Source organism: Pseudomonas spartinae (genome assembly GCF_965197125.1).
In the GTDB taxonomy this organism is placed as follows: domain Bacteria; phylum Pseudomonadota; class Gammaproteobacteria; order Pseudomonadales; family Pseudomonadaceae; genus Aquipseudomonas; species Aquipseudomonas composti_A.
This window is the reverse complement of the sequence record NZ_CBDAMB010000008.1, coordinates 214,528-235,240: the sequence shown is the minus strand read 5'-3', so window position 1 is coordinate 235,240 and position 20,713 is coordinate 214,528. Positions and strand designations below refer to the sequence as shown.

19 protein-coding genes and 2 tRNA genes are annotated in these 20,713 nt (G+C 62.2%); 12 read left to right on the top strand and 9 right to left on the bottom strand.

Features of this window, described 5'->3' with window-relative positions:
• Positions 1 to 10 precede the first annotated feature (10 nt).
• On the bottom strand, positions 11 to 1,846 hold the full coding sequence (locus ACN8M7_RS18375; RefSeq protein WP_490261706.1) for an ABC transporter ATP-binding protein: 1,836 nt from the start codon (positions 1,844 to 1,846) through the stop codon (positions 11 to 13).
• A 46-nt stretch (positions 1,847 to 1,892) separates the two neighbouring features.
• Positions 1,893 to 2,957: a metal-dependent hydrolase gene (locus tag ACN8M7_RS18370; protein ID WP_490261705.1), complete on the bottom strand. Its 1,065-nt coding sequence runs from the start codon at positions 2,955 to 2,957 to the stop codon at positions 1,893 to 1,895.
• A 131-nt stretch (positions 2,958 to 3,088) separates the two neighbouring features.
• On the opposite strand from ACN8M7_RS18370, the gene arfB reads away from it, so the two are divergent.
• Positions 3,089 to 3,502 (top strand): alternative ribosome rescue aminoacyl-tRNA hydrolase ArfB, encoded by a 414-nt coding sequence (gene arfB / locus ACN8M7_RS18365; protein ID WP_490261704.1) that lies wholly within the window; start codon positions 3,089 to 3,091, stop codon positions 3,500 to 3,502.
• Here arfB and ACN8M7_RS18360 read toward each other — a convergent pair.
• A complete protein-coding gene (locus ACN8M7_RS18360; protein WP_061241726.1) occupies positions 3,499 to 3,963 on the bottom strand; it encodes a methylglyoxal synthase in 465 nt (154 codons plus the stop codon). The two genes, arfB and ACN8M7_RS18360, sit on opposite strands and share 4 nt — an antisense overlap.
• A gap of 13 nt (positions 3,964 to 3,976) precedes the next feature.
• Positions 3,977 to 4,978 (bottom strand): type I glyceraldehyde-3-phosphate dehydrogenase, encoded by a 1,002-nt coding sequence (gene gap / locus ACN8M7_RS18355; RefSeq protein WP_490261703.1) that lies wholly within the window; start codon positions 4,976 to 4,978, stop codon positions 3,977 to 3,979.
• A 130-nt stretch (positions 4,979 to 5,108) separates the two neighbouring features.
• On the opposite strand from gap, the gene edd reads away from it, so the two are divergent.
• Entirely contained in the window at positions 5,109 to 6,932 is a 1,824-nt protein-coding gene (edd, locus tag ACN8M7_RS18350) for a phosphogluconate dehydratase (RefSeq protein ID WP_490261702.1), read from the top strand.
• Positions 6,933 to 7,009: 77 nt separating this feature from the next.
• On the opposite strand, the gene rdgC is transcribed toward edd, so the two are convergent.
• Positions 7,010 to 7,930: a recombination-associated protein RdgC gene (rdgC, locus tag ACN8M7_RS18345; protein ID WP_045734751.1), complete on the bottom strand. Its 921-nt coding sequence runs from the start codon at positions 7,928 to 7,930 to the stop codon at positions 7,010 to 7,012.
• Between the two features lie 294 nt (positions 7,931 to 8,224).
• Here rdgC and ACN8M7_RS18340 point away from each other — a divergent pair.
• The 4 genes from ACN8M7_RS18340 (at position 8,225) to ACN8M7_RS18325 (ending at position 10,088) form a co-directional block, all read left to right on the top strand.
• Positions 8,225 to 8,300 (top strand) — tRNA-Val (locus ACN8M7_RS18340).
• Between the two features lie 15 nt (positions 8,301 to 8,315).
• Positions 8,316 to 8,392 (top strand) — tRNA-Asp (locus tag ACN8M7_RS18335).
• A 188-nt stretch (positions 8,393 to 8,580) separates the two neighbouring features.
• Positions 8,581 to 9,309, top strand: coding sequence for a BamJ family beta-barrel-assembly machinery protein (gene bamJ / locus ACN8M7_RS18330; RefSeq protein WP_490261701.1), 729 nt, complete (start codon positions 8,581 to 8,583; stop codon positions 9,307 to 9,309).
• A gap of 335 nt (positions 9,310 to 9,644) precedes the next feature.
• The gene (locus ACN8M7_RS18325) at positions 9,645 to 10,088 is read left to right on the top strand and encodes a YkvA family protein (protein WP_061241718.1); all 444 of its coding nucleotides are present in this window, start codon (positions 9,645 to 9,647) and stop codon (positions 10,086 to 10,088) included.
• Here ACN8M7_RS18325 and ACN8M7_RS18320 read toward each other — a convergent pair.
• Positions 10,039 to 10,809, bottom strand: coding sequence for a substrate-binding periplasmic protein (locus ACN8M7_RS18320; protein ID WP_490261700.1), 771 nt, complete (start codon positions 10,807 to 10,809; stop codon positions 10,039 to 10,041). The two genes, ACN8M7_RS18325 and ACN8M7_RS18320, sit on opposite strands and share 50 nt — an antisense overlap.
• Positions 10,810 to 10,979: 170 nt before the next feature.
• On the opposite strand from ACN8M7_RS18320, the gene ACN8M7_RS18315 reads away from it, so the two are divergent.
• Genes ACN8M7_RS18315 through ACN8M7_RS18305 form a run of 3 tightly spaced genes read left to right on the top strand, consistent with a single transcriptional unit; the run spans position 10,980 to position 12,143 of the window.
• Positions 10,980 to 11,303: a helix-turn-helix transcriptional regulator gene (locus ACN8M7_RS18315; protein ID WP_490261699.1), complete on the top strand. Its 324-nt coding sequence runs from the start codon at positions 10,980 to 10,982 to the stop codon at positions 11,301 to 11,303.
• Entirely contained in the window at positions 11,300 to 11,665 is a 366-nt protein-coding gene (locus ACN8M7_RS18310) for a hypothetical protein (RefSeq protein WP_061241712.1), read from the top strand. Before ACN8M7_RS18315 ends, ACN8M7_RS18310 begins: the two co-directional genes overlap by 4 nt.
• Positions 11,658 to 12,143, top strand: coding sequence for an SEL1-like repeat protein (locus ACN8M7_RS18305; protein ID WP_061241710.1), 486 nt, complete (start codon positions 11,658 to 11,660; stop codon positions 12,141 to 12,143). Before ACN8M7_RS18310 ends, ACN8M7_RS18305 begins: the two co-directional genes overlap by 8 nt.
• Here the strand turns inward: ACN8M7_RS18305 and ACN8M7_RS18300 are convergent.
• Together ACN8M7_RS18300 and ACN8M7_RS18295 are read right to left on the bottom strand one after the other, a co-directional pair.
• Entirely contained in the window at positions 12,132 to 13,886 is a 1,755-nt protein-coding gene (locus ACN8M7_RS18300) for a bifunctional diguanylate cyclase/phosphodiesterase (protein ID WP_061241708.1), read from the bottom strand. The two genes, ACN8M7_RS18305 and ACN8M7_RS18300, sit on opposite strands and share 12 nt — an antisense overlap.
• 97 nt (positions 13,887 to 13,983) lie before the next feature.
• Complete coding sequence (locus tag ACN8M7_RS18295; protein ID WP_197432216.1) at positions 13,984 to 16,062, bottom strand: carboxy terminal-processing peptidase; 2,079 nt, start codon at positions 16,060 to 16,062, stop codon at positions 13,984 to 13,986.
• A gap of 128 nt (positions 16,063 to 16,190) precedes the next feature.
• Between ACN8M7_RS18295 and ACN8M7_RS18290 the strand changes: the two genes are divergently transcribed.
• The 3 genes from ACN8M7_RS18290 (at position 16,191) to ahpF (ending at position 19,684) form a co-directional block, all read left to right on the top strand.
• Positions 16,191 to 17,153 carry a zinc-binding dehydrogenase gene (locus ACN8M7_RS18290; protein ID WP_490261698.1) on the top strand — a complete coding sequence of 321 codons (963 nt, stop codon included), beginning with the start codon at positions 16,191 to 16,193 and terminating at the stop codon, positions 17,151 to 17,153.
• A 156-nt stretch (positions 17,154 to 17,309) separates the two neighbouring features.
• Positions 17,310 to 17,873 (top strand): alkyl hydroperoxide reductase subunit C, encoded by a 564-nt coding sequence (gene ahpC / locus ACN8M7_RS18285; RefSeq protein ID WP_061241701.1) that lies wholly within the window; start codon positions 17,310 to 17,312, stop codon positions 17,871 to 17,873.
• Positions 17,874 to 18,127: 254 nt separating this feature from the next.
• The gene (ahpF, locus tag ACN8M7_RS18280) at positions 18,128 to 19,684 is read left to right on the top strand and encodes an alkyl hydroperoxide reductase subunit F (protein WP_490261697.1); all 1,557 of its coding nucleotides are present in this window, start codon (positions 18,128 to 18,130) and stop codon (positions 19,682 to 19,684) included.
• Positions 19,685 to 19,805: 121 nt separating this feature from the next.
• Here ahpF and ACN8M7_RS18275 read toward each other — a convergent pair whose 3' ends face one another.
• Positions 19,806 to 20,648, bottom strand: coding sequence for a bifunctional allantoicase/(S)-ureidoglycine aminohydrolase (locus ACN8M7_RS18275; RefSeq protein ID WP_061241698.1), 843 nt, complete (start codon positions 20,646 to 20,648; stop codon positions 19,806 to 19,808).
• Between the last annotated feature and the right edge of the window lie 65 nt (positions 20,649 to 20,713).

Here is a 20,713-nt window from a genome sequence, read left to right as displayed (position 1 = left end):
CCCTACCGTTTCACTCCACCCCGACGAAACCACCGGTCTGATGCTGCCACAGGCGTGCGTACAGGCCGCCACGGGCGATCAGTTCGGCGTGGGTGCCGGTTTCGATGACCAGGCCTTGGTCGATCACCACCAGGCGATCCATGCGGGCGATGGTCGACAGGCGATGAGCGATGGCGATCACCGTCTTGCCCTCCATCAGGCTGTCCAGGCTCTCCTGAATGGCCGCTTCCACTTCCGAGTCCAGCGCCGAGGTGGCTTCGTCCAGCACCAGGATCGGCGCGTCCTTGAGCAGTACACGGGCGATGGCGATGCGCTGACGCTGGCCGCCGGACAGTTTCACGCCACGTTCGCCCACCTGCGCATCCATGCCGCGTCCGCCCTGGCTGTCATCGAGCGTGGGGATGAAGGCATCGGCGCGTGCCTTGCGCACCGCTTCCCAGAGCTCGTCGTCGCTGGCGTCGGGTTTGCCGTAACGCAGGTTGTCGCGGATCGAACGGTGCAGCAGGGAGGTGTCCTGCGTCACCACGCCGATGTTGGCGCGTAGGCTCTCCTGCGTAACCGTGGCGATGTCCTGGCCGTCGATCAGGATGTGGCCGCTTTCCAGGTCGTACAGGCGTAGCAGCAGGTTGACCAGGGTCGACTTGCCGGCACCGGAGGGGCCGACCAGGCCGATTTTTTCGCCGGGTGCGATGGCAATGTCCAGGCCGCTGATCACGCCGCCCTGCTTGCCGTAGTGGAAGTGGATGTCCTCGAAGCGCACGCTGCCCTGCTGCACTTCGATCGGCTTGGCGTTGGCGCGGTCGAGCACCTGGCGCGGCTGAACGATGCTTTGCATGCCGTCCTGCACCGTGCCGACGTTCTCGAAAATGCCGTTGACCACCCACATGATCCATTCGGCCATGTTGTTGATGCGGATCACCAGGCCCAGTGCCAGGGCGATGGCCCCTGTGGTGATCAGCGACTGGCTCCACAGCCACAGGGCCAGGGCGCCAGTGGCGACGATCAGCACGCCGTTGAGGCAGGTGACGAGAAAATCCAGTGCGGTGATGGTGCGCGACTGCAGGCGGAATTTTTCGAGCAGGTCCTGCATGGCTTCGCGGGCGTAGCTTTCCTCCTCTTGCGAGTGGGCGAACAGCTTGAGCGTGGCGATGTTGCTGTAGCCATCGACCACTCGCCCCATGACCTTCGAGCGCGCCGAAGAGGCGGCAGCCGAACGCGCCTTGATGCGTGGCACGAAATACCACAGTGCCGCGCTGTAACCGACGATCCACAAGGCCAGTGGCACCACCAGACGCAGGTCGGCGGCAGCGAACAGGTACAGCGCGCTGCCGGCGTAGACCACCACATGCCACAGCGCGTCGATCACCTGCATCGCCGAGTCGCGTAGCGAGGGGCCGGTCTGCATCACCCGCTGGGCGATGCGCCCGGCGAAGTCGTTCTGGAAGAAGTTCAGGCTCTGCTTGAGCACGTAGCGGTGGTTCTGCCAGCGAATCAGGTTGGTCAGGCCCGGGTTGATCGCCTGATGGGTGAGCAGGTTGTGCAGGCCGAACACGATGGGGCGGATGACCAGCGTCACCAGCAGCATCCACAGCAGCTCGTTCCGGTGTTCGCTGAAGAAGCTGTTGGCATCCGTGCTGGCCTGGGCCATGTCGATCAACTGGCCGAGGAAGCTGAACAGCGCCACCTCGATCAGGGCGGCGAAGAAGCCGATGACCAGCACTGCCAGCATCAGCGGCCATACCTGTTTCAGGTAGTGGCCGTAGAAGCGCAGCATGCCGGTTGGCGGAGCGACGTCGGGGCTGGGTTTGAAGACGTCGATCAGGGATTCGAAGCGGCGAAACAACATTGCAGGCATCCTGCCTCAATAGGGTTGGACGCCGATAGTAGCGCCGTTAGTGCGAGCGAGTCTCAGTTAAAAGCGGTTTCTGCAGTCCACCGGCCCAGGCCAGCAGTGGAACCTTCAGCTCGGGGTGCCAGATGCGCTTGAACAGCAGGGCCAGGTGTTCGATCTCGCCGCGCTCGAACGGCAGGCGGTCGATACGTTCGTGGACCTGCCATTGGCCGTCCCGCAGCTGAGCGAAGTCGAAGCGGAAGGGGTGGAAGCCGGTCATGCCCAGACGCAGGTCCGTGACGATCAAGTGCCCATCGACCTGGTCGTAGCGCAGCACGCCACCGGTGAACCATTGCAGTCTCTGGTGCATGGGCGCATCCGCCAGCAGCTCGCGCAGGTGCGTGCCGCGCGGCAAACGTTGCAGCGGCGGCGGCTCGTCGTCGAACCAGCCGACCAGCGCTTCGTGATAGTCCTCGCCATCGAGCACGATGACGCGCCACAGCAGGGTGTTGAACGGCGTTGGTGTGGTGAACAATTGTTCGGCCTGGATGCCCTGGCGCGCCAGCTCGCGCTCCACACGCTGTTCGGCCATGAATTTGCCGGCCAGGCTGAAGCCGATGTACAGCGTCGATATCGCCAGCGCCACAGCCGGCACGCGCCAGCTCTGTTCGCGTAGCCCGGTGAACAGGCTGATCAGTACCGCGGCGATCAGCGGCACGGTGTACAGCGGGTCGATGATGAACAGGCTCGACCAGGCCGTGGGCGTCGGCATCAGCGGCCAGAACAGCTGGGTGCCGTAGCTGGTGAAAGCGTCCAGCAGCGGATGGGTGATCAGTACCAGCCAGAGGGTCAGCAGGAGGCGATTGGCCGAGTATCCCGGGTGAGGGCGAAAGCGCCTGGCCAGCCAGGTCAGCAGCAGGGCAAAGCCGCTGAGGACGAACAGCGAGTGGCTGAAACCACGGTGGTAGGTCATGTTGGCAACGGCATCGCCGTACTCCATGACCACGTCCAGGTCGGGCACGGTGGCGAGTATGGCGCCGTACAGCAGCGCCTTGCGCCCTTGCCAGCGGCCGAGCAGCGCGCCCTGGATGCTGGCGCCAAGTACTGCCTGGGTTATGGAGTCCATCACGTGCTTCCGGAAAAAGACAGGCTGCTACGTTAGCCGAGGCGCCGCGCGAATGCCGTGGGGAAATTTCAAGCAAAGATTACAGCTGTGACAGGTATCCTGATGATCATGACCTTCAAGAAAACATGGCCATGCTGATCGTCTCCAACAGTGTTCACATTCCCGATGAAGAAATCGAACTGACCGCCATCCGCGCCCAAGGAGCTGGTGGGCAGAACGTCAACAAGGTGTCCAGTGCGGTGCATCTGCGTTTCGACAGCCAGGCGTCGTCGCTGCCGCCGTTCTACAAGGAGCGCCTGCTGACGTTTGCCGACAGTCGCATCACCGCTGACGGCGTGGTGATCATCAAGGCGCAGCAATACCGTACCCAGGAGCAGAATCGTGCCGACGCCCTCGAGCGCCTTGCCGAGTTGATCCGCACGTCCGGCAAGGTGGAGAAGAAGCGCCGCCCGACCAAGCCGACCCTCGGCTCGAAAAAGCGCCGCTTGGATGGCAAGAGCAAGCGCGGGGCGATCAAGGCGGGACGGGGCAAGGTGGATTTTTAGCCGCGCGCTGCCAGATACGCCTGGTAGTCGGGAATGCGGTACTCGTGCTGTTGCTCCAGCAGGGCGCTGCTGAGCATGTAATCGGCGCTGCTCTCGTTGCAGGCCACCGGGATGTTCCACACCGCAGCCACCCGCAGCAGGGCCTTGATGTCCGGGTCGTGTGGCTGTGGCTCGAACGGGTCCCAGAAGAACACCAGCATGTCCACGCGTTGCTCGGCGATGCGCGCGCCGATCTGCTGGTCGCCACCCAGCGGGCCGCTGATCATGCTCTCCACCGGCAGGTCCAGGCGCTTGCTCAGAAGCAGGCCGGTGGTGCCGGTGGCCAGTAGCTGATGCTTGGCCAGTCGCTCGCGCTGACGTTCGCACCAGTCCAGCAGGAAGCCTTTGCAATGATCATGCGCCACCAGGGCGATACGCTTGCGCGCCGGCAGCCGGGCAAGGGTGAAGCTGATACGGCTCATCGAGCCTCCTCGTTCAGTCAAGGCGGGCCAGGGCCCTGCAGTTGTCCAGCATACGGTTGGAGAAGCCCCACTCGTTGTCATACCAGGCCATGACCTTGAGCAGCCTGCCGCTAAGCTTGGTGTGGTTGGCGTCGAAGATCGATGACAGCGGGTTGTGGTTGAAGTCGCAGGACACCAGCGGCAGCGCGTTGTAGCCCAGCACCGGCGACTGCTCGCTGGCGGCCTTGAGCAGGGCGTTGACTTCCTCGGCGGTGGTCTCGCGCTTGATCTGCAGGGTCAGGTCGACCAGCGAGACGTTGATCACCGGTACTCGCACCGCCATGCCGGTGAGCTTGCCAGCCAGCTCCGGCAGCACCAGGCCGACCGCTTCGGCAGCACCGGTTTTGGTCGGGATCATCGACTGGGTCGCCGAGCGTGCTCGGTACAGGTCGCTGTGGTAGACGTCGGACAGGTTCTGGTCATTGGTGTAGGCGTGGATGGTGGTCATCAGGCCCTGTTCGATACCCAGTTCACGGTGCAGCACCTGCGCGACCGGCGCCAGGCAGTTGGTGGTGCACGAGGCGTTGGAGATGATCTGCATGTCGGGGGTCAGCACCTGCTCGTTGACGCCATACACCACGGTGGCATCGGCGCCCTTGGCGGGGGCGGAGATCAAGACCTTGCGCGCACCGGCGGCGAGATGCGCAGCGGCCTTGTCGCGATCGGTGAACAGCCCGGTGCATTCCAGCACGACATCCACCTGATGGCTCTTCCAGGGCAGTTCCGCCGGGTTGCGAATGGCACTGACGGCGATGCGATCACCCTTGATCCACAGGCTTTCACCGTCGACCCTGACCTCTTCGGCGAAGTGGCCGTGAACGCTGTCGTACTGCAGCAGGTGAGCGTTGATGGTGCTGTCGCCGAGGTCGTTGATGGCCACGACCTGCAGGTCCTGACGATAATTCTGGGTATAGAGTGCACGTAGTACATTGCGGCCGATACGGCCGAAGCCATTGATGGCGATTCGTAGTGTCATGGCGAGGGTCTCGTAAATTTGTTGTTAGAATTACAAGATTATGCCCATTGCTCTAGAAATCAAGCCCACTGAGTGGCAGTATTTTGTTGTAAATACAAACAGACGCTAGCTGCTAGCCTGGAGATTCCCCATGCATCCCCGCGTTGTTGAAGTTACCGAACGTCTTGTCGAGCGCAGTCGCGCCACGCGTCAGCGCTACCTTGAGATGATCCGCGCCGCCGCCAGCGAGGGGCCGCAGCGTGGCAAGCTGCAATGCGCCAACTTCGCTCACGGGGTGGCCGGCTGCAGTGGTGACGACAAGCAGACCTTGCGTCTGATGGATGCGGCCAACGTGGCCATCATTTCTGCTTACAACGACATGTTGTCGGCGCATCAGCCTTACGAGACCTTTCCTGAACAGATCAAGCAGGCCCTGCGTGAGCTGGGTTCGGTTGGGCAGTTCGCCGGTGGCGTACCGGCCATGTGCGATGGCGTCACCCAGGGCGAGCCGGGCATGGAGCTGGGCATTGCCAGCCGCGAGGTGATCGCCATGTCCACCGCTGTGGCGCTGTCGCACAACATGTTCGACGCTGCGCTGTACCTGGGGGTGTGCGACAAGATCGTGCCAGGGCTGGTGATGGGCGCCCTGCGTTTTGGTCATCTGCCGTCCATGTTCGTGCCGGCAGGGCCCATGACCTCGGGGCTGTCCAACAAGGAGAAAGCCGACGTGCGTCAGCGTTATGCCGAGGGCAAGGCGACGCGCGACGAGCTGCTGGCCGCGGAGATGGCTGCTTACCACGGGCCAGGTACCTGTACGTTCTACGGTACGGCCAACACCAACCAGTTGCTCATGGAGGTGATGGGCCTGCACCTGCCGGGTGCATCCTTCATCAATCCGGGTACGCCGCTGCGTGATGCACTGACCCGTGAGGCGGCGCAGCAGGTTACGCGTCTGACCAAGCAAAGCGGCCAGTTCATGCCCATCGGCGAAATCGTCGACGAGCGCTGCCTGGTCAACTCCATCGTGGCCCTGCATGCCACCGGTGGCTCCACCAACCACACCCTGCACATGCCGGCCATCGCCCGCGCCGCTGGCATTCTGCTGACCTGGCAGGACATGGCCGATCTATCGGAAGTGGTACCGACCCTGGCGCACGTCTATCCCAATGGCAAGGCCGACATCAATCACTTCCAGGCCGCAGGCGGCATGGCCTTCCTGATCCGCGAGCTGCTCGACGCCGGGCTGCTGCATGAAGAGGTCAATACCGTGGCCGGGCGTGGCTTGTCGCGCTACACCCGGGAGCCTTTCCTCGAGGATGGCAAGCTGGTCTGGCGCGACGGGCCAAGCGAAAGCCTGGAGGAAGGGGTGCTGCGTCCCGTGGCGCGGCCGTTCTCGGCAGAAGGCGGCTTGCGCCTGATGCAGGGTAACCTCGGGCGTGGGGTGATGAAGGTGTCCGCAGTGGCGCCCGAGCATCAGGTGGTACAAGCACCGGCGCTGGTTTTCGAGGATCAGCTGGATCTGGTCGAGGCGTTCAAGGCGGGCAAGCTGGAGCGCGATTTCGTCGCCGTGGTGCGTTTTCAGGGGCCGCGTTGCAACGGCATGCCGGAACTGCACAAGATGACGCCCTACCTGGGCGTGTTGCAGGATCGCGGTTTCAAGGTGGCGTTGGTGACCGACGGGCGGATGTCCGGCGCCTCGGGCAAGATTCCGGCCGCCATTCATGTCTGCCCGGAATCCTTCGATGGCGGGCCGCTGGCGCGGGTGCGCGATGGCGATCTGATTCGCGTCGATGGCCAGACCGGCGAGCTGTTGCTGCAGGTCGACGAGGCCGAGTTCGCCTCGCGCCAGCCGGCAGCGCGGCCTGCTCCGGCCAGTGGCTGTGGGCGCGAGCTGTTCGCCTTCATGCGCCACAACTTCAGCCCAGCCGAGCAGGGGGCCAGTGCCTTTACCGAAAGCCTAGAGTCGCTGGTCTGAACAGGTAGGGTGGACAACGCGAAGCTTGTCCACCGTCTGTCCGAGTGGTGGATAAGCCTCATCCACCTTGCGGCTCATCAGATGCCCTGCGGAATCTCTTCGCCGCCCAGAGCGGTGAACAGCTCTGGCAGGAACTCCACCAGGGTCATCATCATCAGGATGAAGCTGGCGTCCTGCTGAGCCAGGGCGTCGTCACCGCCGTCCTGTTCGGCCTGTTCCTGCAGCACGTCCTCGAAGCGCAGGCGCTTGATGGTCAGTTTGTCGTCGAGCACGAAGGACAGCTTGTCCTGCCAGGCCAGCGACAGCTGGGTGACCTGCTTGCCGGTGGACAGGTGCAGCTGGATTTCTTCACTGGTCAGATCCTGACGCTTGCAACGCACCACACCGCCGTCTTCGTGGGTGTCGCGCAGCTCGCACTCATCGAGCACGAAGAAGCCTTCGGCAGCGCTCTGGTTCTTCAGCCAGTCGGTGAGGGTAGCGGTCGGCGCGATCTTCACCGACAGCGGGCGCACCGGCAGCGAGCCAATGGCTTCACGCAGGGTGGAAAGCAGGTCTTCGGCTTTCTTGGCGCTGGCGCTGTCGACCAGGATCAGGCCCTGCTTCGGCGCGATGGCGGCGAAGGTGCCGGATTTGCGGATGAACGCGCGCGGCAGGAAGGCCTGGACGATCTCGTCTTTGATCTGGTCGCGCTCTTTCTTGTACACCTTGCGCATCTGGGTGTTCTCGATCTCGTCGACCTTTTCCTTCAGTGCATCACGCACCACCGAACCCGGCAGGATGCGTTCTTCCTTGCGCGCGCCGATCAGCAGGAAGTCGCCGCTGACGTGCACCAGCGGAGCATCCGCGCCTTTGCCGAAGGGGGCGGTGAAACCGTAGGTGGTCAGCTCCTGGCTGGCGCAGGGACGTGCCGGCTTGCTCGACAGTGCTGTCTCCAGCGCTTCGGCGTCGAAAGGGATGTCCTGAGTGAGGCGGTAGACCAGCAGGTTACGAAACCACATGGGCGGGTGACTCTCCATTGATGATGAAGTCGCGGGGCGGCGCCGTCCTTGGGCAATTGCTTCGAGGAAAGCCGGCGCGCAGCGACGGATAAGGGTGGCGGGCCAACAACGGCAACCGCCGACACAGAGCGCGCATTATTCTCCGCTGGCGTGCTCAGGCCAACCCTGACAACGAGTCCTGCAGGAAATTCGCCGGTAGCGCCTAAGTTCTTGCTGCGCCGGTAAATTTTTTTGCGAAGGGGGCTTGCCAAGGTGCGGATCGCTCTCTAGAATGCGCCCCACTTCGAGAGTGAAGGGTGATTAGCTCAGCCGGGAGAGCATCTGCCTTACAAGCAGAGGGTCGGCGGTTCGATCCCGTCATCACCCACCAATCTCGCAGTTACGCGCAGCGGTAGTTCAGTCGGTTAGAATACCGGCCTGTCACGCCGGGGGTCGCGGGTTCGAGTCCCGTCCGCTGCGCCATTCTTTTCCTCGCTTCATCCCCTCCTGTGACAACATCTCGGCGTCCGCCGAATTTTTTCGAAAAATCCCTTTGTTTGCTTGAACTTATGCGCATCGCACGGCTCCTATGCCGTAGCCAGTGATTGCGGCGTACTGCTAAGCTCGCGCTTTCACACGACGGCCTTCGGGCGCATCTACAAGGAACAAGCATGAAACAGCATCGTTTGGCGGCAGCGGTTGCCCTGGTGGGCCTGGTGCTTGCCGGTTGCGATTCGCAAACCAGCGAAGTCGAACTCAAGAGCCCTGCGCAGAAAGCCTCCTACGGCATCGGCCTGAACATGGGCCGCAGTCTGTCCGAGGAAGGCATGGACGATCTGGATTCCAAGGCCGTCGCTCAGGGTATCGAGGACGCGCTGGCGAAGAAGGATCCGCGCATCAAGGATGAAGAGATGGTCGAGGCCTTCTCCTTCCTGCAGAACCGTGCGCAAGAGCGCATGACTGCGTTGAACAAGGAAGCCGCTGAAGCAGGCAAGAAATTCCTCGAAGAGAACGGCAAGCGTGAAGGTGTCGTCACCACCGCTTCCGGTCTGCAATACGAAGTGATCAAGAAGACCGACGGCGCCCAGCCGAAGGAAAGCGACGTAGTGACCGTTCACTACGAAGGCAAGCTGACCGATGGTAGTGTCTTCGACAGCTCCGTCGCTCGTGGCACCCCCATCGACCTGCCGGTCGGTGGCGTGATCCCGGGTTGGGTGGAAGGTCTGCAGCTGATGCACGTTGGTGAGAAGTACAAACTGTACATCCCCAGCGAGCTGGCTTACGGCGAGCAGAGCCCGTCCCCGGCAATTCCGGCCAACTCGGTGCTGGTGTTCGATCTGGAACTGATCGGCATCAAGGACCAGGCGGCTGCCGAGCAGACCGAGCCGACCGAGCAGTAACACTCGTTGCTCGATGAAAACGCCCCGTCTTGACGGGGCGTTTTCGTTTCAGGGATTGACCGGCAGGTTCGTGACGTTCGGGGTGTTACGCTTATGCACATTATGGGAAGCATTCCTAACAAGTTTGCACTACCGCCGAGCACTGCTCGTGTCAATCAGCAACTTGTTGATTTTAATGGATTTTATATGCTGTATAAAAAATATCCGATCTGAGCCGGGGCCCCGTGCCATGGGGCTTTGATAAGCTTGTCGAAAGTCTTTGCACAGATTTATCCACAGCTTCTGTGGGTAAGCGTGGCAAGCCCAGATAGCGCCTGGGTTGCCGAGGAGGTCGAATGAAAACTCCCTGGAAACTGACCCGTTACCTGCCGCTGGCTGCCCGCTTTCTACGCGAGGGCAGGTTGCCTGAGTTGCTCCGTGCCGTCGGTGACAAGCGCACGCCACAAGGACAACGCTTCGCCGCTCTGAAGGAGGATCTGCAGTTGTTGCGTGCGCTCAGCCTGGCCTGGTTCAAGGGTGAGTACCGGCAGATCAGCAGTCAGGCGTTGCTGATGGTGGTGGCTGCACTGCTGTATTTCATCACCCCGTTCGATGCCATCCCCGATTGGCTGGTTGGCGTTGGCTTCGTCGATGACCTGGCCGTTCTGGCCTGGGTGATGCGTACCTGGCGTGGCGAGCTGGAAGCCTTCAAGGCGTGGCGCGACGAGCAGAGTCCGGAGCGCCTGGCGCTCATTGAGCATCTGCCGAATGCTGAACGGGTCGATCCGCTGAACTCCTGAAGGCTTCATCCCGCCAGCGGTCGATCAGATGTCGATCACGTAGTTCCTGAAAAAACTCGTCCATTCGCTCGGCTGCAATGGGCAGGTGGCGGCTATAGGCACAGTACACCTGATAGCGCTGCACCACCCAGGGGCTGAAGCGCAGGTGCATCTCCGGGTGCTGGGCGAGCTTGTAGGCCAGGTTGCGCCGCATATCGATGACTGCATCCAGCCGCGCCTTGTCGAGCATGTGCAGGCTGGTCTCGAGGTCGCGCACGTCCTGCCTGCTGACCTGGCCGCTGGCTAAGGCGTTCATCAAAGGTTGGCTGTAGGTATAGCCGAGGCTGGTACCCAGCACCTTGCCATAGAGACTGTTCAGGTCGGTCAGCTCCGGTTGGTCCGTACGCTGCAGCAAGGCGTCTTCTTCGTCGTACAGCGGCGGTGACCAGTGATACTGCTGCGGCTGGCTGACCCACTCGGGGTTGCTGTTGCAGATCAGGTGCAGGCGACCCTGTTGCAGGTAGGGTTCCAGGCGATTGTTGGGGGTTTCGCGAAACTCAACGGGCAGCCCGAAGCGTTTGCTTATTTCCTGGCCGAGGCTGTGAGCCAGCCCATATTGCACCTGCTGCTGCTCAACGCCCACATAAGGCATGGTGTCGGCCGGGCCATAACCCCACAGCAGGCTCTCGGCATTAGCGAAGCTGCTCAGCAAGCCCAGCGACAATGCGCAGTACGTTCTCAAGACGACTCCCACGTGCAGATATCAGGCGCCGCTCCCGCGTGATCCGGCCATGGGAACCGTGCTCATACCTTGGCAGTATAGATCACGCCCTTGGCGCTACACGCCTGTTAAGATGGCCGCTACAAGGAAGGGGTCGAGGTCGTCGGCCCTGCTTTCCAACGGAGAGACTCATGACTGTGCAAATCATTGCCCGTGATGGCGAGCCGGAATATGCGGTGCTGCCCTGGGCTGACTATCAGGCCTTGTTGCAGGCCGCTGGGCGCCAACCTGCAGCAGCGCCCAGCGCAGCTGCGCGGGTTGTCGAGGCGCAGCGGCCAGGGCTCGATCAGCTTCGCGTGCTGCGAGAGGCCAAAGGGCTGGCGGCAGAGAGCCTGGCGCGCAGTGTCGGGATCAGCCCGCACTACCTGGCGATGATCGAGAGTGGCGAGCGCCAACCCGATGCCGCGATTCTGCGCTCGCTGGCCTGGGAACTGGGGCTGGAGGGCTGGTCTTGAGTGTACGTATCAGTCGCCAACACTGGCAGGCATTGCTGACCGAACTGGACGACGCGCGCCGTCAGCGCCATCTGCTTACCTATCGGGCACTGATCGAGCGACTCGATTTGCCGACGCCGGCCATGCAGACCCTGACTGCTGCGTTGGAGCACCTGGCCGCACTGGATGCGCGCGCTGAACGACCGCTGCGCAGCGCCCTGGTCATCAGCCAGGGGGCCAGCCGCCTGCCGCGCACCGGGTTCTTCGACTGTGTCACCCGTCTGGGGCGTTTCAGCGGTGCCTCCGACGGTGTGGCCGCTGCTTCCTGGCATGCCGCCGAAGTGGTCAGGGTGTTCGAATTCGATTATCCCGCCGATGTCTAGGTGGCTCTGGCAGTTACGTGCGCAGCTGGGCTATTGGCTGGCTCGGCGCCTGTTTCATTGGCCTGCGGCGTTGCGTCAGCCACGTCTATGGCAATGGATGCAAGGCCAGTACGGGCGCATGGCCAATCTTGGTGATACCCGTGCACAGAGCTTCTATGGCCACATCCTGCTGTTTCGTGGTCAGGGTCTCGGGGCGCGCGAGGAAGGGCTGAGGCTGTTGCGCCTGGCGGCCAATGGCGGGGATGGCAAGGCCGCCTATCAGCTGGGCGTGCAATCCTTGCAGGGTGACACTCGCCAGGCGCCGGATGCCATGCAAGCGGTGCGCTGGTGGGAGATGGCGCTGGCGGCCGGCCATCCTCTGGCTGCTAGCCGCCTGAGCCAGCTCTATCGCGAGGGGGCTTGCGGCTTGGAGCCGGATGCGCAAACCGCCGAGCGCTATGCCGCCATGGCGCAGCACGGCGCTCGTTCAGGCCACTGAGCCTTCGATAATATGCAGGCTGTAGCCGGGAACGGCCTTGGCATGGCGCTTGGCTTCGGAGGCCAGCTCCGCCAGGCGCGAGGCATCGAGCTGTGCGCAGTCTTGCGTTCTCACGTGTACCACGCCGATCGAAAGCGACAGCAGTGCATATTCCTGGCGCTGCCCGTGGCGATTGTGGGCGATGAAACAGCCGGCCTGCAGATGCTCTTCGCGATAGAAGCGTCGGCACTGATTCTGGAAGTCCTCGATCAGTTTGCCTAGCTTGTCGCGCCACTGCGTCGAGCCAAGTACCAGCATGAAATCGTCCCCCCCGATGTGGCCGACGAAATCGCGCGCCGGGTCGACTCGGTCGTTCAGGCATTGCGCCAGGCAAAGCAGCACCTCGTCGCCCTTGGCATAGCCATAGAGATCGTTGAAGGGCTTGAAACTGTCGATGTCGACATAGCACACCGCCGCCTCGCGCTGCTGCTGCAGCAGACGGCCAAGGCATTGCTGGATCGGTACATTGCCTGGCAGCAGCGTGAGCGGGTTGGCGTGACGGGCCTGCTGCAGCTTCTGTTCGGTGATCAGTTTGAGTACGTCGATCACCCTGCCCAGGCCCAGATAGCGGCCATTCTGGATGATGATGAAGTCTTCTTCGATGCGCTGGCGCGCCCGGCTGGTAAGCAGGCGGCTGACCTTTTGCAGTGATTGCGTCAGCTCAACAGCGAGAAAGTCCTGGCTCATCAGGCGGCTTATGGGTTTGCGTGCGAACAGATCGGTGGCGAATGGCTTGAGTAGCGCTTCGGACAGCGAATGGCGGTGGACGATACCGACTGGCTGGTGCTGCGCATCCAGCACGGCGAGAGAGTTGAGGTTGGCCTGGGCACGGAAGACATCCAGCACCTCGGCGATGGCCGTGTGCTGGTCGACCGCTGGTTGCTCGTTGAGCAGGGCGCTGAGGTCATGATTGTCTTCGCTGAGACTGGTCTGGTTGCTCATCACCTGAGGCAGCAGTTGGCGCGCATCGCGTGGCGGTTTTTCCTGCGGCCTGCTGAGCAGGTAGCCCTGTACCAGGTCAACGCCCATCTCCGTCAGCACGGCCAGCTCTTCGGGCAGTTCGATCCCTTCGGCGATCACCTGGGCGCGCGAGGCTTCGGCCATTTTCAGGATGGAGCCGACGAATTCGCGCTTCACCGCATCCAGGTGGATACCGTCGATGAAGTGGCGATCGATCTTCACGTAGTCCGGGCGCAGCTCCGACCACAGGCGCAGGCTGGAATAGCCGGCGCCGAGGTCGTCCAGGGCGATGGAAAAGCCCATGGCGCGATAGTGATGCAGGGCATTGTCGAGTAGGGCAAAGTCTTCGGTGGGCGACTGTTCGGTGAGTTCGATCACCACCTGGCTGGGCGGGATGCCGAAGGCCTGCAGCAACTTCAGGGTGCGTCCCGGCTGGTGGCGGGGGTCGAGCAGCGACTCCGGCGAGACGTTGAGAAAGAGCTTGCCGCCCAGGCCCAGTGCACTGAAGCCTTTGCAGGCGCTCTTGCGACAGGCCATTTCCAGTTCGCTCAGGCGGCCTGCGTGGCGGGCCACGGCGAACAAGGTCAAGGGTGAGTGCAGCGGGCTGTTGGAGGGGCCTCGGGTCAGCGCCTCGTAGCCAAGAATGCGCTGTTCGGACAGCGAAACGATAGGTTGGAACAGACTGCTGAGGTCGCCGTGAGCAAGGATATTTCCCAGTGCGCTCAACTGCTCGGTGACGGTCATGGTGTTCTCGATCTGCCGGAAACGAAAGGGCCGGCGATGGCCGGCCCTTCATTTCACGACAGTTCGATGACGATTTGATGACGCTAGTGGAAACGCCTCAATGCAGCGCCAGGGATGGGTTCAGCCCCAGGTAGTCGATGAGGATATGCCCGGACTCCGAGAGATAGGCATCGTCCTCTGGTGTGCCCTTGTCCTCGACAGGCAGCGCGTCTTCATCTTCCTTGGCTAGCGCCGCGAGCGGTTTCTCGCCCTTGGCAACGCGGCGATCATTTTCCAGCTTGAGCTGCTTGGCCTCGATATCGGCTTGCCGTGCCCGGCGCTTCGCCTCATTCAGGCTAACGGTGGTTTCGGCCATCAGCTGTTTCGACAGGTCGATGCTGGCGCGGGTGAAGAGGAAGTCCGGATCGTGCGCGGTGCGCTGGTCATGCTTGCTCTGCAGTTGCTTGAGGAACGGCTTGATCGGGTCCAGCTCCGGTTTGATTGCCGGGCGGATGCTGTCCCAGGGCATGGCCGCGGGCAGGGCGCTCTCGCCGATGTCCTTGGTGTGCATGACGTCAGGGTAGGCGATATCCGGCAGTACGCCCTGGTGCTGGGTGCTCTGCCCGGAGACGCGATAGAACTTGGCCAGGGTCAGCTTCAGCTCGCCGTGGTTGAGCGGCTGGATAGTCTGCACCGTGCCCTTGCCGAAAGTCTGGCCACCGAGAATCAGTGCGCGGTGGTAGTCCTGCATGGCACCGGCGAAGATCTCCGAGGCTGACGCGGACAGGCGATTGACCAGTACGGCCAGAGGGCCGTTGTAGTAGATCCCCTTGTTCTCGTCGGCCAGCACGTCGACACGGCCGTCGGCATTGCGCACCAATACGGTCGGGCCCTGTTCGATGAACAGGCTGGTCAGCTCGGTGGCTTCCTGCAGAGAGCCGCCGCCGTTGTTGCGCAGATCGATGACCAGGCCATCGACTTTCTCTTCGCGCAGCTCATCGATCAGGCGTTTGACGTCGCGAGTGGTGCTCTTGTAGTTCGGGTCGCCGGCGCGGAAAGCCTTGAAGTCAAGGTAGAAGGCCGGCAGTTCGATCACGCCGAGCTTGTAGTCGCGGCCATCCTGGGTCAGGTGCAGCACTTTCTTCTTCGCTGCCTGCTCTTCGAGCTTGACCGCCTCACGGGTGATAGTAACTACCTTGCTGCTCTGGTCGCTGGGCGGATTGCTGGCCGGGATGACTTCCAGGCGCACGGTGGAGCCTTTCGGGCCGCGAATCAGCTTGACCACTTCGTCCAGGCGCCAGCCGATCACGTCGACCATTTCATCGTTGCCCTGGGCAACGCCGACGATCTTGTCGGCCGGTGCGATCTGCTTGCTCTTCTCGGCCGGGCCGGCAGGCACCAGGCGTACCACCTTGACGTGCTCGTTATCGCTTTGCAGGACGGCACCGATGCCTTCCAGCGACAGGCTCATGTTGATGTCGAAGTTTTCCGCGTTATCCGGCGACAGATAGGTGGTGTGGGGGTCGTAAGTGGTGGCGAACGCGTTGATGTAGGCCTGGAATACGTCCTCGCCACGGGTCTGCTTGAGACGCTTGAGCTGGTTCTTGTAACGCTTGGTCAGCAGCTCCTGGATGTCCTTGGTTTCCTTGCCGGCGATTTTCAGGCGCAGCACTTCATCTTTGACGCGCTTGCGCCACAGCTCGTCGAGCTCGGCGCGGTCTTTGGCCCAGGGCGCTTTCTCACGGTCGACCTGGAGGTCCTCGTCGACGCTGAAATCGATCTTGTCGACACCCTTGGCCAGCTCGGCCAGGGCGAAGTCGAGACGCTCCTGCAGGCGCGTCAGGTGACGGCGATAGATGGTGAAGCCTGGTTCGAGGTCGCCGCTTTTCAGCAGGTCGTCGAACTTGGTGCGCCACTGGTTGAATTCGGCGATATCGGCCGCGGTGAAATAGCTACGAGACGGATCGAGCAACTTCAGGTAGTTGTCATAGATCTGAATCGAACGCTCGTCATTGAGTGGCGGCTTGTTGTAGTGGTGGCGCTTGAGCAGTTCCACTACGTTGAGACTGGCGATCACCTGGTCACGATCCGGCTGCAGGTAGTCCCAATTGGTCGCTGTGGTGGTCTTGGCCGCCAGCGGCAGGGCACTGAAGCCGAGTACGAGGGCGAGGGCGGTGCTTGCTAGAGATCGCTTCATGCTGATTCGACGTAGTGGCAGTTGATAACGCATATTAGGCCGCATCTGAGGGCGCCAGGTTCCGTTGGCGCTAGGCAAAAGCCCAGCGGTCAGCGCTGGGCTCGGTTCACTTGCACTATGGAGGCAGCATGAAGGCATTGCAAGGCGTCGAAGGGCGTGCAGAGTGGCTGGAACAACCGGCACAGGCCTGTGATGCGGGGCAGATTCGGGTGAAGGTGGCTGCCGCTGGGCTCAATCGGGCTGACCTGTTGCAGCGTGCCGGGCTTTATCCACCGCCGCCTGGTGCCAGCCAGGCGCTGGGGCTGGAGTGTTCCGGGGTGGTTGTCGAGGTCGGCGCCGGTAGCGCCTGGCAGGTGGGGGATCGGGTCTGTTGCCTGCTCGCCGGCGGCGGCATGGTCGAAGAGGTGGTGCTCGATGCCCGCCACGCCATGCCGGTGCCCGAGGGGCTGAGCCTGGCCGAAGCCGCGGTGGTGCCGGAGGTATACGCCACGGCCTGGCTCAACCTGTTCCAGCTCGGTGCCCTGCGCCCGGGTGAGAAAGTCCTGCTGCATGCCGGTGCCAGCGGCGTGGGTTCGGCGGCGATCCAGCTGTGCAAGGCGTTCGGCAATCCGTGCTGGGTCAGCGTTGGCTCTGCCGAGCGATTGGCCTACTGCGAGGCGCTAGGCGCTCAGGGTGGCGCCCTGCGCGGCGAGGATCTGCAGGCATTGCGTGATTTCGGGCCGTTCGACGTGATTCTCGATCCGGTCGGCGGGAACTATGCGGCACTGAATCTGGAGTTGCTGGCCCGCGATGGTCGTTGGATCAATATTGGCTTGATGGGTGGGCGCGAGGCCACATTGGACCTGGCTCAGGTGCTGGGCAAGCGCATCCAGCTGATCGGCTCGACCCTGCGCAATCGTGATGACCAGTTCAAGGCCGACCTGTTGCGCGACCTGCAGCAGCAGGTCTGGCCGCTGTTCGCCGAAGGGCGATTGAAGCCGCAACTGGAGCGCAGTTTTGCGTTCAAAGACAGTGAAGCGGCGTTCGAGACACTCGCTGGTAATCAAGTCGCGGGTAAACTTGCGCTGCTGATTGACCCCAGCCTGGTCTGATCCAGCGCTGCAGCCCGCGTCTGGCGCAGGCTGCCACATCGATTGGTGCATTCAATCGATATCATGGTCGTAATCAATAAGCTTTTTTCCGTTAGGTAGCTAATATAGCGACCGTAGATTTTCTAACCCTCACAGAAACCTCAGAAGGAGTCAGAGATGTCCCTCATCAATACTCAAGTTCAGCCGTTCAAGGCCAACGCTTTCCACAACGGCGAATTCATCGAAGTCACCGAGCAGAGCCTGCAAGGCAAGTGGTCCGTACTGATCTTCATGCCGGCTGCCTTCACCTTCAACTGCCCGACCGAAATCGAAGACGCGGCCAACAACTACGCCGAGTTCCAGAAGGCCGGTGCCGAGGTCTACATCGTGACCACCGACACCCACTTCTCGCACAAGGTCTGGCACGAAACTTCGCCTGCCGTTGGCAAGGCTCAGTTCCCGCTGATCGGTGACCCGACTCACCAGCTGACCAACGCTTTCGGCGTGCACATCGCTGAAGAAGGTCTGGCTCTGCGTGGCACCTTCGTGATCAACCCGGAAGGCGTGATCAAGACCCTGGAAATCCACTCGAACGAAATCGCTCGTGACGTTTCCGAGACCCTGCGCAAGCTGAAGGCCGCCCAGTACACCGCCGCCAACCCGGGTCAGGTTTGCCCGGCCAAGTGGAAAGAAGGCGAAGCCACTCTGGCTCCTTCGCTGGACCTGGTTGGCAAGATCTAAAAACGGCTTCAGAGCTGCTGCGCTCGGCTAGGCAGCGTTGTAATCAGACTCGGGCTTGTCATGTACTTCAGTACACTCCGCGCCCTCGCCAGATTACGCCTTGCCTAGCCGTCGCTCGCGACGCTCTGAATTCCGTTTTGCAATTGCTACCTGCGCTGTTTGGGCCATTACCGGCCCTTGTGGTGCCCGATGCCCGGGCGCGATCCGTCCGGGCATTTTATTGCCCGAATTTTCGTATTTGAGGAATTTCCGCCATGTTGGACGCCAATCTTAAAGCCCAGTTGAAGGCCTACCTGGAAAAGGTCACCCTGCCGTTCGAGATCGTCGCGTCCCTCGATGACAGCGCGAAATCCCAGGAGCTGCAGGGCCTGCTCGAAGACATCGTCGGCCTGACCGACAAGATCACCCTGAAGACCGACGGCAGCGATGCCCGCCGCCCGTCGTTCTCGCTGGTGCGCCCCGGCGCGGATATCGGCCTGACTTTTGCCGGTATCCCCATGGGTCACGAGTTCACCTCGCTGGTGCTGGCATTGCTGCAGGTGGGCGGCCATCCGTCCAAACTGGATGCCGAGACCATCGAGCAGATCAAGAGCATAGAAGGCAAGTTCGAGTTCGAGACCTATTTCTCGCTCTCCTGCCAGAACTGCCCGGACGTGGTTCAGGCACTGAACCTGATGGCAGTGCTCAACCCCAATATCCGCAACGTCTCCATCGACGGCGCGTTGTTTCAGGAAGAGGTCGAGCGTCGCCAGATCATGGCCGTGCCGAGCATTTACCTGAACGGTGAGGTCTTCGCGTCCGGCCGCATGGACGTGAAGGAAATTCTCGCCAAGATCGATACCGGTGCCGCCAACCGCGACGCCGAGAAAATGAGCGCCAAGCAAGCCTTCGACGTGCTGGTGGTCGGCGGTGGCCCGGCCGGCGCTGCTGCGGCCATCTACGCCGCACGTAAAGGCATTCGCACTGCTATAGCCGCCGAACGCTTCGGTGGTCAGGTGCTCGATACCATGGCCATCGAGAACTTCATCTCGGTGAAGGAGACCGAAGGCCCGAAACTGGTGCGCGCTCTGGAAGAGCACGTCAAGGAATACGAAGTCGACGTGATGAACCTGCAGCGTGCTTCGGCGCTGGTACCTGCCAGCAGCGAAGGCGGCCTGCACGAAGTGAAGTTCGAGAACGGTGCGTCGCTCAAGGCCAAGACCGTGATCCTCTCCACCGGCGCACGCTGGCGCGAGATGGGCGTACCCGGCGAGCAGGAGTACAAGGCCAAGGGTGTGTGCTTCTGCCCGCACTGCGACGGCCCGCTGTTCAAGGGCAAGCGCGTGGCGGTGATCGGCGGCGGTAACTCCGGTGTCGAGGCAGCTATCGACCTGGCCGGTATCGTCGCCCACGTCACCCTGCTGGAATACGACAGCCAACTGCGTGCCGATGCCGTGCTGCAGAAGAAGCTCTACAGCCTGCCGAACGTCGACGTGATCACCAGCGCCCTGACCAGTGAAGTGACCGGCGATGGTCAGAAGGTCAACGGTCTGGTTTACAAGGATCGTAATTCCAGCGAGTTCCACGCTCTCGAACTGGAGGGCATATTCGTGCAGATCGGCCTGCTGCCCAACAGCGACTGGCTCAAGGGCACGGTGGAGCTGAGCCCGCGCGGCGAGATCATCGTCGATGCCCGCGGCCAGACCTCGCTGCCGGGGATCTTCGCGGCTGGCGACGTCACCACGGTGCCTTACAAGCAGATCGTCATCGCCGTGGGCGAGGGTGCCAAGGCCTCGCTGAGCGCCTTCGACCACCTGATCCGCCATAGCTGATCAAGCACTGCAGAAACGCAAAGGCCACCCCGAGGGGTGGCCTTTTTTGTTCGTGCTCTGTTGGGGCGCTTGAGCGGCGATCTGATCGCGGCTGAAGCCGCTCCTACGGGCACGCGATCATTCAGCGTTTGAGGCCACCCAGGGTCAGCGGCATCTGGCGGTTCACGTCCTTGTACAGCAGGTAGCGGAAGCGGCTCGGGCCGCCGGCGTAGCAGGCCTGCGGGCAGAAGGCGCGCAGCCACATGAAGTCGCCGGCTTCCACTTCGACCCAGTCCTGGTTGAGGCGATACACCGCCTTGCCTTCCAGCACGTACAGGCCGTGTTCCATGACGTGGGTTTCGGCAAAGGGGATCACGCCGCCCGGCTCGAAATTGACGATGTTGACGTGCATGTCATGGCGCATGTCGCTGATCTCGACGAAGCGCGTGGTGCTCCAGCGACCTTCGGTGCCGGGCATGACGATCGGCTCGATGTCCTGCTCGTGGGTGACGAAGGCTTCCGGGTAAGGCACGCCTTCGACCGGTTGATAGGCCTTGCGCAGCCAGTGAAAACGCACGGCTTCGCTGCCGTTGTTGCGCAGCGACCAAGCGCTTTCTGGCGGAATGAAGGCGTAGCTGCCAGGACGCAGGGCGTGCTGGGTGCCGTTCAGAGTCAGGTCGCAGGTGCCTTCGACGACGAAGATCACGCCTTCGGCGGTCGGGTCCAGCTCGGGTTTGTCGCTGCCGCCATTCGGGCTGACTTCGACGATGTACTGCGAAAAGGTTTCGGCGAAGCCGGTCAGCGGGCGGGCGATGACCCACATGCGCATGTTGTCCCAGAACGGCAGGTGGCTGGTGACGATGTCACGCATCACGCCTTTGGGGATCACGGCATAGGCTTCGGTAAACATGGCGCGGTCGGTCAGCAGTTGCTCCTGACCGGGATGACCGCCATGCGGTGCGTAGTAGTAGGGCGATTTGCTCATCGAGAGATTGCCTCGGCGGGTGAAGGGCGCAGGGATCGAACCCGGCGCGGAAAACTGACTCCCCT